Source organism: Streptomyces sp. NPDC057900 (assembly GCF_042887885.1).
Classification (GTDB): domain Bacteria; phylum Actinomycetota; class Actinomycetes; order Streptomycetales; family Streptomycetaceae; genus Streptomyces.
Genome location: NZ_JBHVOI010000002.1, coordinates 748,579 through 764,906 on the forward strand (window position 1 = coordinate 748,579; position 16,328 = coordinate 764,906).

At 70.8% G+C, this 16,328-nt stretch carries 18 protein-coding genes and 1 CRISPR repeat array; of the genes, 5 read left to right on the forward strand and 13 right to left on the reverse strand.

Annotation, left to right across the window (positions count from 1 at the left end):
* Positions 1-34 precede the first annotated feature (34 nt).
* The 4 genes from ACFVQ0_RS10720 to ACFVQ0_RS10735 all read right to left on the reverse strand — a co-directional run bounded on the left by ACFVQ0_RS10720 (position 35) and on the right by ACFVQ0_RS10735 (position 3,658).
* Positions 35-400: a hypothetical protein gene (locus ACFVQ0_RS10720; protein WP_390086574.1), complete on the reverse strand. Its 366-nt coding sequence runs from the start codon at positions 398-400 to the stop codon at positions 35-37.
* Complete coding sequence (locus tag ACFVQ0_RS10725; RefSeq protein ID WP_390086576.1) at positions 397-1,389, reverse strand: sigma-70 family RNA polymerase sigma factor; 993 nt, start codon at positions 1,387-1,389, stop codon at positions 397-399. Before ACFVQ0_RS10725 ends, ACFVQ0_RS10720 begins: the two co-directional genes overlap by 4 nt.
* A 99-nt stretch (positions 1,390-1,488) precedes the next feature.
* Positions 1,489-2,187 carry a L,D-transpeptidase family protein gene (locus ACFVQ0_RS10730; RefSeq protein WP_390086577.1) on the reverse strand — a complete coding sequence of 233 codons (699 nt, stop codon included), beginning with the start codon at positions 2,185-2,187 and terminating at the stop codon, positions 1,489-1,491.
* Between the two features lie 151 nt (positions 2,188-2,338).
* On the reverse strand, positions 2,339-3,658 hold the full coding sequence (locus ACFVQ0_RS10735) for an MFS transporter (protein ID WP_390086579.1): 1,320 nt from the start codon (positions 3,656-3,658) through the stop codon (positions 2,339-2,341).
* A gap of 63 nt (positions 3,659-3,721) precedes the next feature.
* Here ACFVQ0_RS10735 and ACFVQ0_RS10740 point away from each other — a divergent pair, with 63 nt between their 5' ends.
* Entirely contained in the window at positions 3,722-4,675 is a 954-nt protein-coding gene (locus tag ACFVQ0_RS10740) for a LysR family transcriptional regulator (protein WP_390086580.1), read from the forward strand.
* 185 nt (positions 4,676-4,860) lie between these two features.
* Positions 4,861-5,075: a CRISPR direct-repeat array (repeat unit 32 nt; unit sequence CGGGACCATCCCCGCACGCGCGGGGAGCAGAC).
* A 166-nt stretch (positions 5,076-5,241) separates the two neighbouring features.
* On the opposite strand, the gene ACFVQ0_RS10745 is transcribed toward ACFVQ0_RS10740, so the two are convergent.
* From ACFVQ0_RS10745 to ACFVQ0_RS10755, 3 genes are all read right to left on the reverse strand, one after another.
* Positions 5,242-6,861, reverse strand: coding sequence for a hypothetical protein (locus ACFVQ0_RS10745; RefSeq protein ID WP_390086582.1), 1,620 nt, complete (start codon positions 6,859-6,861; stop codon positions 5,242-5,244).
* Between the two features lie 146 nt (positions 6,862-7,007).
* Positions 7,008-7,475 (reverse strand): NUDIX hydrolase, encoded by a 468-nt coding sequence (locus ACFVQ0_RS10750; protein WP_390086584.1) that lies wholly within the window; start codon positions 7,473-7,475, stop codon positions 7,008-7,010.
* A gap of 38 nt (positions 7,476-7,513) precedes the next feature.
* Positions 7,514-8,191 carry an alpha/beta hydrolase gene (locus tag ACFVQ0_RS10755; protein ID WP_390086585.1) on the reverse strand — a complete coding sequence of 226 codons (678 nt, stop codon included), beginning with the start codon at positions 8,189-8,191 and terminating at the stop codon, positions 7,514-7,516.
* Positions 8,192-8,388: 197 nt separating this feature from the next.
* On the opposite strand from ACFVQ0_RS10755, the gene ACFVQ0_RS10760 reads away from it, so the two are divergent.
* Both ACFVQ0_RS10760 and ACFVQ0_RS10765 read left to right on the forward strand, forming a co-directional pair.
* A complete protein-coding gene (locus tag ACFVQ0_RS10760; protein ID WP_390086587.1) occupies positions 8,389-9,543 on the forward strand; it encodes an adenosine deaminase in 1,155 nt (384 codons plus the stop codon).
* 135 nt (positions 9,544-9,678) lie between these two features.
* Entirely contained in the window at positions 9,679-9,993 is a 315-nt protein-coding gene (locus tag ACFVQ0_RS10765) for a hypothetical protein (RefSeq protein WP_390086589.1), read from the forward strand.
* 67 nt (positions 9,994-10,060) lie between these two features.
* On the opposite strand, the gene ACFVQ0_RS10770 is transcribed toward ACFVQ0_RS10765, so the two are convergent.
* From ACFVQ0_RS10770 to afsQ1, 5 genes are all read right to left on the reverse strand, one after another.
* On the reverse strand, positions 10,061-10,270 hold the full coding sequence (locus tag ACFVQ0_RS10770; protein ID WP_390086591.1) for a PspC domain-containing protein: 210 nt from the start codon (positions 10,268-10,270) through the stop codon (positions 10,061-10,063).
* Positions 10,271-10,391: 121 nt separating this feature from the next.
* Complete coding sequence (locus tag ACFVQ0_RS10775) at positions 10,392-10,940, reverse strand: VanZ family protein (protein WP_390086593.1); 549 nt, start codon at positions 10,938-10,940, stop codon at positions 10,392-10,394.
* 160 nt (positions 10,941-11,100) lie between these two features.
* Positions 11,101-11,718 carry a hypothetical protein gene (locus tag ACFVQ0_RS10780; RefSeq protein ID WP_390086595.1) on the reverse strand — a complete coding sequence of 206 codons (618 nt, stop codon included), beginning with the start codon at positions 11,716-11,718 and terminating at the stop codon, positions 11,101-11,103.
* A gap of 62 nt (positions 11,719-11,780) precedes the next feature.
* Positions 11,781-13,319 carry an ATP-binding protein gene (locus tag ACFVQ0_RS10785; protein WP_390086597.1) on the reverse strand — a complete coding sequence of 513 codons (1,539 nt, stop codon included), beginning with the start codon at positions 13,317-13,319 and terminating at the stop codon, positions 11,781-11,783.
* Positions 13,316-13,993: a two-component system response regulator AfsQ1 gene (gene afsQ1 / locus ACFVQ0_RS10790; protein WP_026171255.1), complete on the reverse strand. Its 678-nt coding sequence runs from the start codon at positions 13,991-13,993 to the stop codon at positions 13,316-13,318. The genes ACFVQ0_RS10785 and afsQ1 overlap by 4 nt, the downstream gene beginning before the upstream one ends.
* A gap of 192 nt (positions 13,994-14,185) precedes the next feature.
* Here afsQ1 and ACFVQ0_RS10795 point away from each other — a divergent pair, with 192 nt between their 5' ends.
* Positions 14,186-14,947 carry a SigE family RNA polymerase sigma factor gene (locus tag ACFVQ0_RS10795; RefSeq protein WP_390086599.1) on the forward strand — a complete coding sequence of 254 codons (762 nt, stop codon included), beginning with the start codon at positions 14,186-14,188 and terminating at the stop codon, positions 14,945-14,947.
* Positions 14,948-15,113: 166 nt separating this feature from the next.
* On the opposite strand, the gene ACFVQ0_RS10800 is transcribed toward ACFVQ0_RS10795, so the two are convergent.
* Complete coding sequence (locus ACFVQ0_RS10800) at positions 15,114-15,824, reverse strand: uridine kinase (protein WP_390086601.1); 711 nt, start codon at positions 15,822-15,824, stop codon at positions 15,114-15,116.
* A gap of 75 nt (positions 15,825-15,899) precedes the next feature.
* Between ACFVQ0_RS10800 and ACFVQ0_RS10805 the strand changes: the two genes are divergently transcribed.
* Entirely contained in the window at positions 15,900-16,325 is a 426-nt protein-coding gene (locus ACFVQ0_RS10805; RefSeq protein WP_390086603.1) for a hypothetical protein, read from the forward strand.
* Positions 16,326-16,328: the final 3 nt, after the last annotated feature.

Consider the following 16,328-nt stretch of genomic DNA (forward strand, 5'->3'; position numbering starts at 1 on the left):
CGTCACCGCCGCCCTCGCGCCCGGCTACTCATCGTTACTCGTCCGCCTCGCTCCAGCCGTCGCGGGCGATCACCTTTGAGCACTGGACCACGGACAGATGGGCCTCGGCGCTCACCGTCGCCGAGGGGGTGCTCGGAAACGGCGACGGGGAGGGCGGCGCGGACGAACCGGCGTCGGCCCCGGCCCCGTTCCCCGACCGGGCCAGGTCGCAGGGATCGCCGTCCCCGAACTCCGGCTGCGGTCCCGGCTCCGCGTCGGAGGCCGGTGGCGCGACGCGGCCGGGACCGGACGTGGCGACCGGCTCACCGAGCAACTGACTGATCCCCCAGCCGCCCGCCACGACCACGGCCCACGCCGCGACCAGACCGTAGGTCGTGACCCGGCCGAGCCGTCGGCTCACGCCGCATCGGCATCGAGGTGATCGGGCAGCCCGAACAGCGGGAACCAGCGCGGCGTGTCCAGGAAGCAGTGCATCGCGGTGATCGCACCGTCCGAGATGTCGATGACCTGCACCGCCCACGGCACGAGCCCCGGCCCGTCCGGATTCGGCTTGTAGTGCGCGAAGGCCGGGGTGCCGTTGGCGGACTTGGCCACCAGCCGGGAACCCGCGCAGGACGCGCCGAACGAGGTCATGAAGCCGGTGATGTCGTCGTGCCCCTGGAGCCAGAGGTCGAACGGCGGCATCGTCATGATGGCGTCCTCATGGAGGAGCGCGGTCAGCGCCTTCATGTCGTAGCCCTCGAACGCCGCCACGTACCGCTCCAGGAGTCTGCTCTGCTCCTCGTCCAGCGGATCGGTGGCGTCGCCCGCCGCGCTCCGGTGCTGGTCGAGCGTCGCCCGCGCCCGCTGGAGGGCGCTGTTGACCGACGCGACCGAGGTGTCGAGCAGCTCCGCGACCTCGCCGGCCTTCCACGCGAGCACCTCGCGCAGGATGAGTACGGCCCGTTGCTTGGGCGGCAGATGCTGGAGCGCCGCGACGAACGCGAGCCGCACCGACTCGCGCGCCACCGCCGCCTCCGCCGGGTCCGCGACCGACGGCAGGATCCGCCCGTCCGGCATCGGCTCCAGCAGGGTGTTCTCCGGCAGTGGGTTGAGCGCGGCCTGCGCGAGCGGCGTCGGGCCGGAGAGATCCACCGGCCTGGCGCGCTTGTTGCCCGCCTTCAGCATGTCGAGACAGACGTTCGTCGCGATCCGGTACAGCCAGGACCGCAGCGAGGAACGCCCCTCGAACTTGTCGAAATTGCGCCAGGCGCGCACCAGCGTGTCCTGGACCGCGTCCTCCGCCTCGAAGGCCGAACCGAGCATCCGATAGCAGTACCCGGTCAGCTCGGTCCGGTGTCCTTCGAGGCGGCTGTCGACATCGCCCGCCGTCGCCGTCAGATCACCCATTGCGTCGCTCCACCCCTGTTGCGCCGTGACACCGATCACTCCAGCACTTCGGAAGCTACCCCAGGGCACTGACAACGGGGGCGGGAAGAGCGGAAGCGGTCACGTACCGAGCTTGCGCCCGTACACGAAGACGTCGTCGCCGTTCTTGAGCAGCTTCCAGTATGACTTCGCGTCGGCGGTGCGCATGTTGACGCAGCCGTGCGACCCCGGCGGGTTCCACATCTTCACGCCCACCGCGTGGAACGCCTCCCCGCCGTCGAAGAACTGGGAGTACGGCATCGCGGAGTGGTAGATCGACGACACGTGGTTGATGTGGCGCCAGTAGATCTTCTTCGCGCCGGTACGGGTCTCGTACCCGTCCCGCCCGGTCCGCACCGGCACCGGGCCGAACTTCAGCTTGCTGCCGTCCTGGATCCAGCTGATCTGCCGGGTCAGGTCCACGCAGGCGATGCGGCCCTTGTTCGTGGGGCACTTCTTGGCCTTGTTCGGGTTCTTCCCGGCCGCCTTCTGGGCGGTGAGCGTCTGCATGGTGCGCCAGGTGACCGGCCCGGCGTACCCGAGGGTGGGCGTGACCCCGTAGGTGCTCTGGAACGACCTGATCGCCTTGCAGTCGGCGGCCGACTGCTTGCCGTCCACTTTCAGGTGCAGGTACTTCTCGGCCTGCTTCTGGTACGGGCCCTTGGACGCCGTGCAGGACGCCGCCTGTGCGGACGTGCCGGTGCCGAGGACGATCGCCGGTATCGCGGTCAGGCCCGCGACGGACAGTGCGAGCACGCGCCGCGACCGCATGCCCGTCATGCCCGGAATCTTCTTTATGTTCTCTTTGGCTCTCATATGCCCCAACTCCCCTTCGCGCACAGTGCGGTGATTCCGCCTGCAAGACGCGCGGAGGGGAGTGGTTGGTTGTGCGCCGTATGTCTCAGTTCTGTATGGCTCGGTTCTGGACGTCTCAGTTCTGGACGGACAGAACGGCTGCGGACCGGCGCTCCTCGACGCGCGCCGCCCGCGTCCCGTACAGCGTGATCGAGACGACGCCGAGCACCGCGAGCAGTCCCAGCGTGACCGTGCCCGCCCAGCCGCCTGCGTGGAACGCGACCGCGCCGAGTGTGCCGCCCGCGCTGGAGCCGAGGTAGTACGCCGACTGGTAGAGCGCCGATGCCTGGGCCCGGCCCCTGGTCGCCGTCCGGCTGACGGACGAGGAGGCGACCGCGTGCCCGGCGAAGAAGCCCGCCGTGATCAGGACCAGCCCGCCCAGCACCGCGACCAGCTGGTCGGCCAGCGAGAGCAGCAGACCGGCGGCGGTGGTGGAGACGGCGAGGTACAGCGCGCCCCGGCGCCCCATCCGTGCCACGAGCTTCCCCGCCGCTGCGGAGGAGACCGTACCGACCAGATAGACGAGGAAGATCGAGCCGACGACCCCCTGCGGGAGGTTGAACGGCGCTTCCACGAGCCGGTAGCCGATCACCGTGTAGACCGCGCCGAACACCGTCATGAACAGCGCGCCGATCGCGTACAGCCGGCGCAGCAGCGGATCGGCGAGGTGCCCGCCAACGGTCCTGGCGAGGGCCTTCGGGTTCAGCGAACCGGGGGTGAAGTGCCGGGCCCGGGGGATCATGAAGTGGAAGACGACGGCGCAGGCGACGGCCAGCAGGCCGACGGAGCCGAGCGCGGCCCGCCAGCCCCACAGCTGGGCCACCCAGCCGGTGAGGATGCGGCCGCTCATCCCGCCGATGCTGTTGCCGGCCACGAACAGCCCGATCGCCGCGACCAGCGCCTTGGGCCGGACCTCCTCCGCGAGGTACGCCATCGCGGAGGCGGGCAGTCCGGCCAGTGCTGCGCCCTGTACGGCCCGCAGCGCGATCAGCCAGCCGAGCGACGGGGCGAACGGCACGAACAGCCCGACCACGACCGCGACCGTCAGTGACGCGGTCATCATCTGCCGCCGCCCGAACCGCTCGGACAGCGCGCTGAGCGGCAGCACACAGAGCGCCAGCGCACCCGTCGCCGCCGATACCGTCCAGCTCGCCTGCCCGGCCGTGGCGCCGAAGGACGCGGAGACGGCGGGCAGCAGCGCCTGGGTGGAGTAGAGGAGCGCGAAGGTCGCGACACCGGCGGCGAAGAGCGCGAAGCTCATCCGGCGGTAGCCGGGCCCACCGGGTTCGAGCCGGTCCGCGGTGGCGGTCCCGGCTGCGGTCACGGGGTTTACGGGGGACGGCTGGGTCGAGGCGGCCACGACGATGGTGGACGCCCCGGTACTGGCGGGAGGCATGCGTAGAACGTAGGCCGACCTGTGTTCATGCGTCCAATGCACAAACCACCGATAATCAATCCCATGGCGCATCAGCACAGCTCACAGCCACGGCTGTCACCAAGCAGTTACGAAGAAGACATCCGCGCGGTCCTCGCGCCACGGCTCGCCTACTTCGCGGCGGTCGCCCGTCACGAGCATGTGACGCGGGCCGCACAGGAGCTGGGCGTCCCGCAGTCCACGCTCTCCCGGGCCATGGTCCGGCTGGAACAGGACCTGGGGGTCTCGCTGTTCGCCCGCAAGGGCCGCACGGTCTCCCTCACCCCCGCAGGCCGCACTTTCCTCGGCTCGGCCGAACGGGCCCTCGCGGAGGTGGAGAAGGCCGCCGACTCGGTACGGGCGGACGCCGACCCCACCGCGGGCAAGGTCGCCTTCGGCTTCCTCCACACCATGGGCTCGGAAACCGTCCCCGCCCTGATCCGCGCCTTCCGCGCCGACCATCCCCGCGTGCGCTTCCAGCTCGTCCAGAACTACGGCGAAGCCATGATCGAACGCCTCCGCGCGGGCGGCCTCGACCTCTGCCTCACCTCACCCGTCCCGGACGCCCCCGACCTGGTGGCCCGACGCCTGGACGAACAACGCCTCCGCCTGGTCGTCCCCGACGACCACCGCCTCGCCACCCGCCGCCGCGTCCGCCTGGCGGAGGCCGCCGACGAAACGTTCGTCACCCTGGAACCCGGCTACGGCCTGCGCCGCATCACGGACGACCTCTGCGCGGAGGCGGGCTTCGTCCCCCGCGTAGCCTTCGAGGGCGAGGAGGCGGAAACCCTGCGCGGCCTGGTCGCGGCCGGCCTGGGCGTCGCCCTGCTCCCCCCTCCGGCAGTCGCCCGCCCAGGAGTCGTCGAACTGACGGTGACAGCACCACGGGCCGCCAGGGAGATCGGCGTCGCCTGGCTCGACGGCCACCCGGACACCCCACCGGTCGCGGCGTTCAAGAAGTTCCTGCTCTCCCGAAGGGGCCACCTGCTGCCGGAGTGAGCGGCGAGAACGGGGGCGGGGTGCCGCGGGCAGCGGTCGGGGGTGCGCGGCAGGCGCGTACGCGGTGCGGCCCCCGACCGGGCACCCCCGCGATTGCGGGGACGGGCACCCCCGCGACTGCGGGGACGGGCACCCCCGCCTTTGCGGGGAGCAGTGGCACAGGGGCCCGGGGAGTCCGGCGTATCCGGGGCCATCCCCGCGCGCGCGGGGAGCAGATGACCGTCTACGCCACCCGCACCAACACCACGGGACCATCCCCGCACGCGCGGGGAGCAGACGAGCGGCGGGGTGGTCCGGCGACGGCCGGAGGGACCATCCCCGCACGCGCGGGGAGCAGCTGAAACTCGCGGCCTCCGCCGTGTCCAACTCGGGACCATCCCCGCACGCGCGGGGAGCAGACTGCGCGACCTGCACGTATACCGCGCGTGGCAGCAGTTTCCCACCATCTTCGGGTAATCCGGCAAAACGCTCATGAGGTCTCGAATCGGGTTGCGGCCGTGGTGTCGCAGGCACAAGAACTTACCCTCGGCCCGCCACCCGCGAGGTGCTTACGGTCCGACTGCCGACTACCGCTTGAACGTCACCTCCTTCGAGTCCTTGTCGCGGTCGTACGTGCCCGCGAAGCCCCAGTTCTTCCAGCCGCCGTCACCGTTGTTGATGATCGTGCCGTTCTTGATCGAGAAGATGTCGACGCCGTCCACCACCGCGAGGTGTTCGAGGCCGGACACCCCGGAGAAGGAGAGGTCGTTGAAGTTCTTCACCGCGATGATGTTCGTGTCGGGGAAGGCGCGGCTGTACTCGTCGATCAGTGACTGGTTCAGCTCGGCGTCGTCGCCCGGCGCCTTGCCGTCGTAGTCGGTGCCGGGGTACGTCCCGTCGGTGTACTTCGGGGCGCCGTCGTTGAAGTTGACCGACTCCGAGCCGGTGGAGATCGAGTCGGCGTCCAGGTCGGCGGGTTCGGGCTGTTCGAAGGTGGCCTCCGAGCCGTCGCGGGTGAAGTCGCCGTAGAACGCCCAGTTGGTGTACCCGCCGTCGCCGTCGTTGCTGAACGTGCCCTTGTCGAAGACGTAGACGTCGAACACCGCGCGGCCCGAGGCGATGTCGTCGCCGGTCTCCTCGTCGTGGTACTCGTTGGAGTTCAGCCGGTACCTGCTCTCGTTGATGAACGAGTCCGGCTTGTCGACCCAGTGCGACGACTGCTCCGAGTGCATGGCGACCACGTTGTAGTCCGGGTAGCAGCGGCGCATGTCGTTCACGAGCATCCGGACCGCCTGGGCCGAACCCTCGTTGTCCAGTGGGGAGTACGTGTTGTAGTAGCGGCTCCGGTCGGGCGGCTCCTGGCCCTCGATCTGGCAGCCCTCGTCGCCGGGTTTCCAGTCCTTCTTCCGCTTGGGGCGGGGCGGTTCGTCGAACGTGACCGTGCGCTTGTCCTCGCTGACGTCGAACACGCCCTTGAACGCGCGGTTCTTCCACCCGAGGTCGGCATCGTCCGCCCAGGTGAACGTGCCGGTCTTGAAGGCGTACACGCGGTACGTCGTGCCGCTGATCTCGACGGTCTGGATCATCGCCGCGCCGTCCATCTGCTGCAGGTTTCCCTCGTGCGGCTGCGCGATGACGATGTTGTAGTCGGGGAGGCAGTAGGAGAGGTCGTCGAGCGCCTGCTTGACCCGCTTCTCCTTGTTCTTCTCGTTGTTGATCTTGTCGATGATGAAGTTGACGAGGTACGAGTACCCCCAGGCGGCGGCCGTGCTGACGGGGCCGTTGCCGGGGACCGAGACCGATGAGTTCGACGAGCGTTCCCTCGGCTCGAAGCACAGGCTGGGGAGCGCGTTCCCTTTGTTCTCGTCGGGCTTCCCGGAGGGCTTCTCCGAGGGTTTCCCGGAGGGCTTGTCGCCCGGTTTGCTGCCCGGCTCGTCGCCCGCGTCGTCGTCCGGTTCGTCGTCGCCGGACTCCGTACCGCCGTCGCTGACAGCGTTGTCATCGCGGCCGCACTCGCCCCCGCCGCCCGTCGTCGCCGCGATGCGGCAGATCTGCTCGTGCGCGGAACCGGTCACGTCGCCACCGATGCTGACGGCCACGATCGAGCCGACCACCGCCACGACGATGCCCAGTACGGCCAGGTACTCGATCGCGCTCTGCCCCGTGCTCGTGCGTACGCCTCGGCGTATCCGATCGCTGCGCTTCACGCGTCACCTCGTCGTACCTCGCCCGGGTCACCGGGGGCGGGACACCCGCCGGACCCGAACCGTAACGACGACACGGGGGCCCACGGACAGTGCCCGAAGGCCCATCCCCGGGCCCACATCGCACCGCGGCCGGGCCCACGGGGGGCTCAGTGCTGGATCAGGCCGCCGACCGGGACGGGGCCCACGTGGCCGGTCGCGGGAGCGGTGTGCGCGAGGGCGAGGCCGATGTCGACGAGCGAGGAGCGGCGCAGGGCGGCGACGTCGGGGAAGGGTGTCCAGACGGACTCGGCGATCTCGCCGTTCGGCTCGGGCCGCAGCCGGCCGCCGGTGATGCGGACCCGGTAGAAGACGCCGACGTTCTGGTGCGTGACCCCGTGCCGTGCCTCGGCCGCCGAGATCACCCGTGAGTCCACCCCCAGCAGGCTCTCGACCACCGCCGTGCAGCCGGTCTCCTCCGCGACCTCCCGGATCACCGCGTCGAAGGGATCCTCCCCGTGCTCGACCCCGCCGCCCGGAAGGGTCCAGTTGCTCGTCCCGTCCGCAGAGACGTGACGAGCGATCAGCACCCGTCCGTCCTCGACACACACGGCGTACGCCGCCAGCCGGAAACTCATCCTGCCCCGCCTCTCCCGAACCGTCCGGTTCCTCGGCCTCAGTGTCCCAAGGACTTTCCGAACCCCGCCGCCAGCGGCATCCGCAGCCCCAGCGGCGGCGGGGCCGCCAGCGCGTCGGCCACCGGGCGGGCGTAGGCGTGGCCGAAGAGCGCGCCCCGGACGAAGTCCGCCGCGAGGGCGGCCACTTCGCTGTGGTGCTGGCGCAGGCCGTGGCCGTCGGAGTGGACCTCGAAGCGGCAGGTGTCGCGGTTCGACTTCTTGGCGCGTTCCGCGAGGCGGAAGGAGAGTTCGGGGTCGGCGCCCGCGTCGGTGGTGCCGTGCACCAGCAGGACCTGACGCCCGACCAGGTGCTTCACCGGCTCCGGCTCCGCGTCCGGCTCCCCGGGCAGCCAGGGGGCCAGCGCGAGGACCGCGCCCACCGCCGGGTGGCCGCCCGCGCGCAGGGCCGCGCGGCCGCCCATGCCGTGGCCGGCCAGGCAGACGGGGACGTCGCCGTAGCGGCGTACCACCTCCTCCACCGCCCACTCGGCGTCCGCCGCGAGCCGCGCCTCCGTCGTGTTCCAGCCGCGGCAGCGGTAGTGGACGACGTGAGCGGTGAGGCCGTCGTCCCGGGCGGCCCGGGTCAGGGCGCGGGCCAGCGGGAGCTGGCGGACGTACGAGACGGGGGAGGGGCGGCGGTACGAGTGGGGCTCGCCGTCCGGGAGCAGCACGACCACGCCGCTGACCTCGGTAGGTGCTCCGGCCGTTCTGACGGCCCGTCCCAGCCTCGCAGCAGGCAGGGGTAGTGCGCGCTGTGCCATGACGTAACAGTCTCAGAAGGAAGGGTGTACGCCACCCGTATTCGCGGTCACCGTTACGTATCGGCAAGCGGTACCCAGCGGCGCTCTACGCGCGTAGGCGCTAGAGTGCGTGGATGATGAGCCCGACCCTCAATGTGCCCGGCCAGGATCAGATCCGGCGTGCGCCCAAGGTCCTTCTCCACGACCACCTCGACGGCGGCCTGCGCCCCGGGACGATCGTCGACCTCGCCGCGGCGACCGGATACGAAGGACTCCCGGAGACCGAGCCGGACAAGCTCGGCAACTGGTTCCGGGAAGCCGCCGACTCCGGTTCGCTGGAGCGGTATCTGGAGACGTTCGCCCACACCTGCGCCGTCATGCAGACCCGTGACGCGCTCGTCAGGGTCGCCGCCGAGTGCGCGGAGGACCTGGCCGCCGACGGGGTCGTGTACGCCGAGATCCGTTACGCCCCCGAGCAGCACCTGGAAGCCGGGCTGAGCCTCGAAGAGGTCGTGGAGGCGGTCAACGAGGGCTTTCGGGAGGGCGAGGCGCGGGCCCGCCGGGACGGCAACCGGATCCGGGTCGGCGCCCTGCTCACCGCGATGCGGCACGCCGCCCGCTCGCTGGAGATCGCCGAACTCGCCAACCGTTACCGGGAACAGGGTGTCGTCGGCTTCGACATCGCCGGCGCGGAGGCGGGCTTCCCGCCCACCCGGCACCTCGACGCCTTCGAGTTCCTCAAGCGCGAGAACAACCACTTCACCATCCACGCGGGCGAGGCCTTCGGGCTGCCGTCGATCTGGCAGGCCATCCAGTGGTGCGGCGCCGACCGGCTCGGCCACGGTGTCCGCATCATCGACGACATCGAGGTCGCGGACGACGGCAGTGTGCGGCTGGGGCGCCTCGCCTCCTACGTACGGGACAAGCGCATCCCGCTGGAGCTGTGCCCGACCTCGAACCTCCAGACCGGCGCCGCCGCCTCGTACGCCGAGCACCCGATCGGGCTGCTGCGCAAGCTCCACTTCCGGGCCACGGTCAATACGGACAACAGACTTATGAGTGGTACGAGCATGAGTCAGGAATTCGAGAAGCTGATCGAGACTTTCGGATACTCGCTCGACGACATGCAGTGGTTCACAGTCAATGCGATGAAATCAGCATTCATTCCTTTCGATGAACGTCTGGCGATGATCAATGACGTCATCAAGCCCGGATACGCCGAGCTGAAGTCCGAATGGCTCTTCGAGCAGACCGCTGCGACCAGCGTCTCCACCTCCGTGGCCGGCTGAACGGACGCTCCGCGACACACGGCCGGGACGGCATGTCCCGGCCGTTTTCGCGTGTTTTCGATGTTTGCGGGACGGGCCAGGAGCTGGCTACCTTGCAGAGCCGCTCACATCCCCTTCCCCAAGGATGAAATTCACATGAAGAAGTCTGCTGCCAGGACTCTCGGCGTCGCCGCTCTCGGTGCCGCGTTCGCCGCTGCCGCCGCCGGTACCGCGTCGGCCGCCGCGCTGCCGCTCGACACCGCGACCGGCGCCCTGCCCGTCGTCGGCTCCCTGGCCAACGCCACCTCGACGCTGCCGGTCACGGACACCGCCACGAACCTCCTCGGCACCAGCCAGGCCAAGACCGTCAAGGACGTCACCGCCCCCGCCAAGGGTCTCCTCGGCGGCCTCCCCACCGGTGGCATGAAGACCGGCGGCCTGAACCTCAACGGCGTGCCGCTCGGCCGCTGACCCGTACCGCACACGCCTGTGGGCGGGCCCCCGACCGGGGTGCCCGCCCACCGGCATGTGTACGGGGCTACCAGGCCGCGGCGGAGGACGACGAGCGCTCCTCCTGCGGGAGCAGCACCCACAGCGCCAGGTAGAGCAGGAACTGCGGGCCCGGCAGCAGGCACGAGACGAGGAAGATGACGCGCATGGTTCCCGCGGAGGTGCCGAAGCGCCGGGCCAGCGCCGCGCACACTCCACCGATCATGCGTCCGTCGCGGGGGCGGGCAAGTGCGGCCATGGTGGGCTCCTTCGCGAACCGTTGCTGACGGGAGCGGCCTGTCGCGCTCCCCGTGCCGGGAGCGGCCTGTCCATTCCCGATGTATCCAGGATGGCTCGTACGACGGTGGCGGGGCATCGCTCTACGGGGCGATGCCGACCCCGGAAATCGTCGGGGTCGACCCCTGAGGGACCTCCCGGCCGACCGGTGCCGGAACCCGGATCCGGCGCTGCTCGCGGCGGCGCAGCCGGGCCCGGCAGGCGGGGACGAACAGCGCGTGGGCGAGTGCCACACCGACGGTGTTCAGGATCAGCGAGTCGACGTCGACGACCTGACCGGGCACCCCGGTCTGGCCCAGCTCGATGGCCAGCGAGATCAGCGCCCCGGCCGCGACGGTACGGGCGAGCGAGGCCAACGGCGAGACGAACAGCCGGCCACCGGCCATCGGGAGCAGTACGCCCAGCGGCGCCAGCAGCAGCAGGTCCCCGCCGATCCGACGGGTGGCGGTCACCGGGCCCAGAGCAAGGTCCGCCTTGATACCGGCGAACGGCTGGAGGTTGGCGGCGGTCATCCACGGCACGTCCAGCGGGCGGAGAGTCAGCCACCCGACGAGCAGCAGATGCGCGAGGAGGAGCGATACTCCGGCCGCGCGGAAGCGGATGACGGCTTGGCCGCCCGAACCTTGACGCACGTTCCCCAAGACGCGGGCAGCGGCAGGATCGGTTCCGCTCCCCAGGGGGAGACATGGCTCACCGTGCGGCAGGTCAAGGCGGCGCGCTCGGGACAGCGGCACTGCTCGGGACAGCCGACGCGCTCAGGACAGCCGGGACTGTTCAGGACAGCCGGACCGTTCAGGACAGCCTGAGCGCGCCCAGTGTCGGTACGGTCTTGGGCCTGGCCTTCGTCTCCGCGGTGCACAGATAGCCGCGTGGCGCGTACGCCCCCGGGCCGCCGAGCAGCACCGTGCCGCCCTGGACGAGCCCTTCGCTCTCCGTGTACGTACAGACGATCTGGGCCAGCGCCTCTGCCGTCAGGTCCTCCGGCTGCTCGCTGAGCCGCAGCGCGTCCTTCGGGTCGCCCGCGCGGGGGGCGCCGACACGCAGCGTGGCTGGGACGTCCGTGGCGAAGCCCGCCTGCCGTTCGGAGGCCGGGGGCTCCTCGCGCAGCTCGTTCAGGAGGGCCCCGGCGAGCGTGAGCCGGCCGGCCTTCGCCTCCTGGACCGGGACCGTGCGGTCGACCGCGACCAGCTGCGAGTTGCAGACCAGGTAGATCTCCGCGCCGATGCTCTGCCCCGGCTGGGCGGCGCCGTCCTGCGCGGGCATGTCGCACGGCACCCTGGACGGCGCGGGCCCGGCGTCCACCGGGACCGAGGTCGTCCTGATCCCGCAGCCCGCGGCCAGTATCGCGCAGAGCGCGGCCCCGGCCACCGCCGCGACGGGGCGCCGGCCCCGTCGTTCGCTGGACGTCATGGGGTGCCGGCCCCGTCGTTCGCCGGACGTCACGGGGCGTCGGCCCCGGCGTTCACTGGACATCACGTCGCGTCGTCCTCCTGGTCCGGGGTCTCCGCGTCGTGGTCCTCTGCGGTGCGGTTCAGCGCCTCCGCGTCGCGCGGCAGGCGCAGTACGAACACGGCGCCGTCGCCGTCCGGCGAGTTCGCGGCGGTGATGTCACCGCCGTGGATGTGCGCGTTCTCCATGGCGATCGACAGGCCGAGACCACTGCCCTCGGAACGCGGCCGGGAGGCGCTGGCCTTGTAGAAGCGGTCGAAGACATGGGGCAGTACGTCCTCGGGGATGCCGGGGCCGTGGTCGCGGACCTGGATGACCAGCTCGTCGCCCTCGGTCCGTACCGTGACCCGGACCGGCGAACCGCCGTGCTTCAGCGCGTTGCCGATCAGGTTCGCCAGGATGACGTCGAGCCGGCGCGGGTCGAGGCGGACCATCATGCCGCGTTCGGCGTCCAGATCCACCGCGTCCAGCCAGGCCCGCACGTCTATGCAGGCCGTCACCTGGTCGGCCACGTCCACGGTGTCCAGGACCAGCCGGGCCGTGCCCGCGTCGAAGCGGGTGACCTCCATCAGGTTCTCCACCAGGTCGTTGAGCCGCCGGGTCTCGCTGACCACCAGGTGCACGGCCGGCGCGATCATCGGGTCGAGGCTGTCGGCCTCGTCCTCCAGCACCTCGGCCACCGCGGTGATCGCGGTGAGCGGGGTGCGCAGTTCGTGCGACATGTCGGCGACGAACCGGCGGCTGGACTCCTCGCGCGCGGTCATGTCCGCGACCTTCTTCTCCAGCGAACTCGCTGTTCTGTTGAACGTCCGCGAGAGATCGGCCAGTTCATCGGTGCCGGACACCGTTAGCCGGGTGTCGAGCTTGCCCTCGCCCAGCTTGCGGGCGGCGTCACCGAGCCGCTGCACCGGACGCAGCACCGTCGTCGCGGCGGCCTGCGCGAGCAGCGCGGAGCCGACCAGGGCGAGCGCGGTGGCGATCCCCAACGACCAGGCGAGGGAGTTGAGATCCTGCCGTTCCTGGTCGAGCGACTTGAGCATGTAGCCGGTCGGGCCGCCGCCGATGATCTTCGTACCGCCGACGAGGTACGGGGTGCCGCGGATCGAGGTCCGCTGCCAGAACAGGTGGTACTGGTACTTGTTGCCCGCCTTGACCGGCTGCTTCTTGGCGACCTGCTTCTGGAGGGACTCCGGCACGTTGTCCCGGGTGAAGGTGTCCACGTCGGAGGTGCCGACGATCGGCTTGCCCGGATCGCGCTCGTCGATCAGCAGCACGCTGTAACCGGGGCTGCTGCTCGCCATCTGCGCGGCGGCGTGCTCCAGGTCGTCCTTGGTGGGACGGGGCGGCAGCGAGGCCGCCCGGTTCTGCATCTCCTGGCGGAAGTCCCCGAGCGCCGAGTCCTGGGTACGGGTCAGCACCGCCTCGCGGTTCAGCCAGTACGCGATCCCGGACGCGGACACCGCCGCGGTCAGCGCCACCAGCGCGAACACGACGACGAGCCGCAGCCGCAGGCTGGTCCAGCGGAGCCCGGCGAGCAGGCCCCGCCGCACAGCCGTGCTCACTGCGGCGAGTCCAGCCGGTATCCCACGCCCCGCACGGTACGGATCAGGGTCGGCGAGGACGGCACGTCCTCCACCTTCGCGCGCAGCCGCTGGACGCAGGCGTCCACCAGCCGGGAGTCACCGAGGTAGTCGTGCTCCCAGACCAGCCGCAGCAGCTGCTGCCGGGACAGGGCCTGGCCGGGGCGGCGGCTCAGTTCGAGCAGGAGACGCAGCTCGGTCGGCGTGAGCTGGAGATCCTCCCCGTTCTTGGTGACGGTCATCGCGGACCGGTCGATCACCACGTTCCCGAACGTCGCGGAGTCGGTGGACTCGCGCTCGCCCCGGCGCAGCACCGCACGGATCCGGGCGTCGAGCACCCGGCCCTGCACGGGTTTCACCACATAGTCGTCGGCACCGGACTCCAGGCCGACCACGACGTCGATGTCGTCGCTGCGCGCGGTCAGCAGGATGATCGGCAGCTGGTCGGTGCGCCGGATGCGCCGGCACACCTCGAATCCATCGATTCCGGGCAGCATCACATCCAGCACGACCAGGTCGGGCCGCTGTTCTCGCAGCAGGTTGAGGCCGTCCTCTCCCGTCGCCGCGGTGGCCACACGGTGGCCCTGGCGTGACAGCGAGAGTTCGAGGGCCGTGCGGATGGCGTCGTCGTCCTCGATCAGCAACAGGAAAGGCACGCTGGTCATTCTGACCCATGGGGGAGCCCTAGTTCGACAGTTGGTCCCCTCTTATGGGTCGGGCACCTCTTGATCGCGTCCTCACAGGGCCCTGTGACAGGCCTGTGACAGTCGGGGGACAGCGCCATGAAACTGCCCCGGCAAGCTCGTTGTCACAAGGAACGGACGGACTCCACCGACGGGGGGCGCGAGATGAACGCAACTCACAGCATCACCGCAAGCGCAGTTGTCACGCGTCTCCACGACGTCGGGCGGACCGCGGAGAAGTCCGGCGCCGCATTGAACGGGCGGGGGTGCGTTCGCGGCGCTGGGCGTCAGCACCCGTCGTACATGACGGTGGTGGACGCACCCGCCTCAACGGGCGGGAGCAACGGGGGAAGCACGTACGGGGAGGCCACGGGGGAGCGGCAGGCCCCGGCGCGGGACGAGGACACCGAAGCGGTGTTCACGGCCTACGTCAGGGAACGCCGCGCCTCCCTGTACGCAACCGCCTATCACCTGACCGGCGACCGGTTCGAGGCCGAGGACCTGCTGCAGAGCGCCCTCTTCTCGACGTACCGGGCGTGGGACCGGATCAGTGACAAGGCGGCGGTCGGCGGCTATCTGCGCCGCACCATGACCAATCTGCACATCAGCGCCTGGCGCAGGCGCAAGCTGAACGAATACCCGACAGAGGAGCTCCCGGAGACGGCGGGCGACACGGACGCGATGCGTGGCACGGAGCTGCGTGCCGTGCTCTGGCAGGCGCTGGCGCGGCTGCCGGAGCTCCAGCGCACGATGCTGGTCCTGCGCTACTACGAGGGCCGTACGGACCCGGAGATCGCGTCCATCCTCGACATCAGTGTCGGCACGGTGAAGTCCAGCATCTGGCGGTCGCTCCGCCGGCTGCGTGAGGACGAGGTCCTCAGCTTCGGCCGTGACGAGGAGGAGTCCTTCGGCGAGCTGGTGGCCTGAGGCGACGGGGGAACGGGGATACGGGGGAACGGGGAACGGGGGAAACGGGGTCGTCGCTTCGGGGGAGGCGGCGGCGTACGGGGGAAGCTGTGGGGTCGGACGGGCCGGGGGGTCTCGTCCGGCCCCGCGGCGCGTTCCGGGGGCGCTGCCCCCGGACCCCCGCTCCTCAATCGCCGGAGGGGCTTGAAATGGCGGGCGTGCGGCAGCGGCCCGCCGCCGCTGCGGCCAAGCGGCCCAGGGCTTCGGGCTTGTTGCAGGGGTGCGCGCCGAGTTCGGCCTGGCGGGCCACGATGCGCCGTTCCGAGCGCATCAGCCGCCAGCCCCGCCGCAGCAGGAACGGCACCGACTTGCGGCCCTCGCGCAGATCCCGCAGCAGCCGCCGGCGGAACGTCGTCGACGGGCGGCCGCGCAGGCAGAGGGCGTCCGCGAGCACCCCGAGCGACCGGCACCGCTCCACGATGTCGGCGGCGAAGATTCCCTCGGCCACGAAGAGCGGGGTGCGCTCGATGTGGAGCACCTCGTGCCCGGTCCGGGAGCTGGTGGCGATGTCGTACAGCGGCACATCGGTGCGGCCGGTGCGGCACAGCGCGGCGATCGCGGCGACCGCCGCTTCCGCGTCCCAGGACTGCGCGGAGTCCCAGTCGATGTCCGTACTGCCGGGGACGAGCGGCAGGGTGGGGTCGCCGGCCTCCTTGTAGAAGTCGTCCAGCCGCAGCACCGGAAGACCGGTGAGGGCGGCGAGGGAGGACTTGCCGGAGCCGGAGGGGCCCGCAAGGAGGACGACGCGGGTCGAATGCGCATGGGAACTCACAGGACATGAGTGTGAGGCATTGACCCGCACAGGGGACCCCCCGGAGGTCTTGTTGGTATCGAGCATCACACCTCAACTACGCTGTGCGCCCAGACGATTACTCGATCGATGGTTCGATCGGCCCGATCAGGTGGGAAATCCATGGCACGTCACGCACTTTCCAAGTCCCCGCGCCGCGCTCTGCTGCGGGCGGGGCTGACCGTCACCGCGGTGGGAGCCGCACTCGGCGCGGGGGGTGCGGCGGCCCAGGCGGCGCCGCTGCCCGCCGCACCGGTGACCGGCAGCGACAGCGGCAGCAGCGGGCTGGGTGCGGCCACGGAAGCCGCCGGCGGGGCGTTGACCGGGGCGCTCGGCCCCGCGCTCGACAACAGCATCGCCCCCGTCACGCATCTGCGGCTCGACCCGCTGGCCGGTACCGGCACGGACCCGCTGGACAACGCGGTGGGGACGCAGATCGCGGACTTCAAGCCGGTCTCCACGGCCCTGGTCACGGACCCGGTGACCAGCGGCGGCGCGCTGAAGGACCTCCCCGTGGTGGGGCAGGTCACGGGGCTGCTGCACAGCTGACCC

Coding starts and splice junctions, on each gene's coding strand:
- ACFVQ0_RS10725 (WP_390086576.1), bottom strand. CDS start 1,389: ATGGGTGATCTGACGGCGACGGCGGGCGATGTCGACAGCCGCCTCGAA.
- ACFVQ0_RS10765 (WP_390086589.1), top strand. CDS start 9,679: ATGAAGAAGTCTGCTGCCAGGACTCTCGGCGTCGCCGCTCTCGGTGCC.
- ACFVQ0_RS10805 (WP_390086603.1), top strand. CDS start 15,900: ATGGCACGTCACGCACTTTCCAAGTCCCCGCGCCGCGCTCTGCTGCGG.
- ACFVQ0_RS10800 (WP_390086601.1), bottom strand. CDS start 15,824: ATGCTCGATACCAACAAGACCTCCGGGGGGTCCCCTGTGCGGGTCAAT.
- ACFVQ0_RS10780 (WP_390086595.1), bottom strand. CDS start 11,718: ATGACGTCCAGCGAACGACGGGGCCGGCGCCCCGTCGCGGCGGTGGCC.
- ACFVQ0_RS10795 (WP_390086599.1), top strand. CDS start 14,186: ATGAACGCAACTCACAGCATCACCGCAAGCGCAGTTGTCACGCGTCTC.
- ACFVQ0_RS10750 (WP_390086584.1), bottom strand. CDS start 7,475: ATGAGTTTCCGGCTGGCGGCGTACGCCGTGTGTGTCGAGGACGGACGG.
- ACFVQ0_RS10730 (WP_390086577.1), bottom strand. CDS start 2,187: ATGACGGGCATGCGGTCGCGGCGCGTGCTCGCACTGTCCGTCGCGGGC.
- ACFVQ0_RS10740 (WP_390086580.1), top strand. CDS start 3,722: ATGGCGCATCAGCACAGCTCACAGCCACGGCTGTCACCAAGCAGTTAC.
- ACFVQ0_RS10735 (WP_390086579.1), bottom strand. CDS start 3,658: ATGCCTCCCGCCAGTACCGGGGCGTCCACCATCGTCGTGGCCGCCTCG.
- ACFVQ0_RS10760 (WP_390086587.1), top strand. CDS start 8,389: ATGATGAGCCCGACCCTCAATGTGCCCGGCCAGGATCAGATCCGGCGT.
- ACFVQ0_RS10770 (WP_390086591.1), bottom strand. CDS start 10,270: ATGGCCGCACTTGCCCGCCCCCGCGACGGACGCATGATCGGTGGAGTG.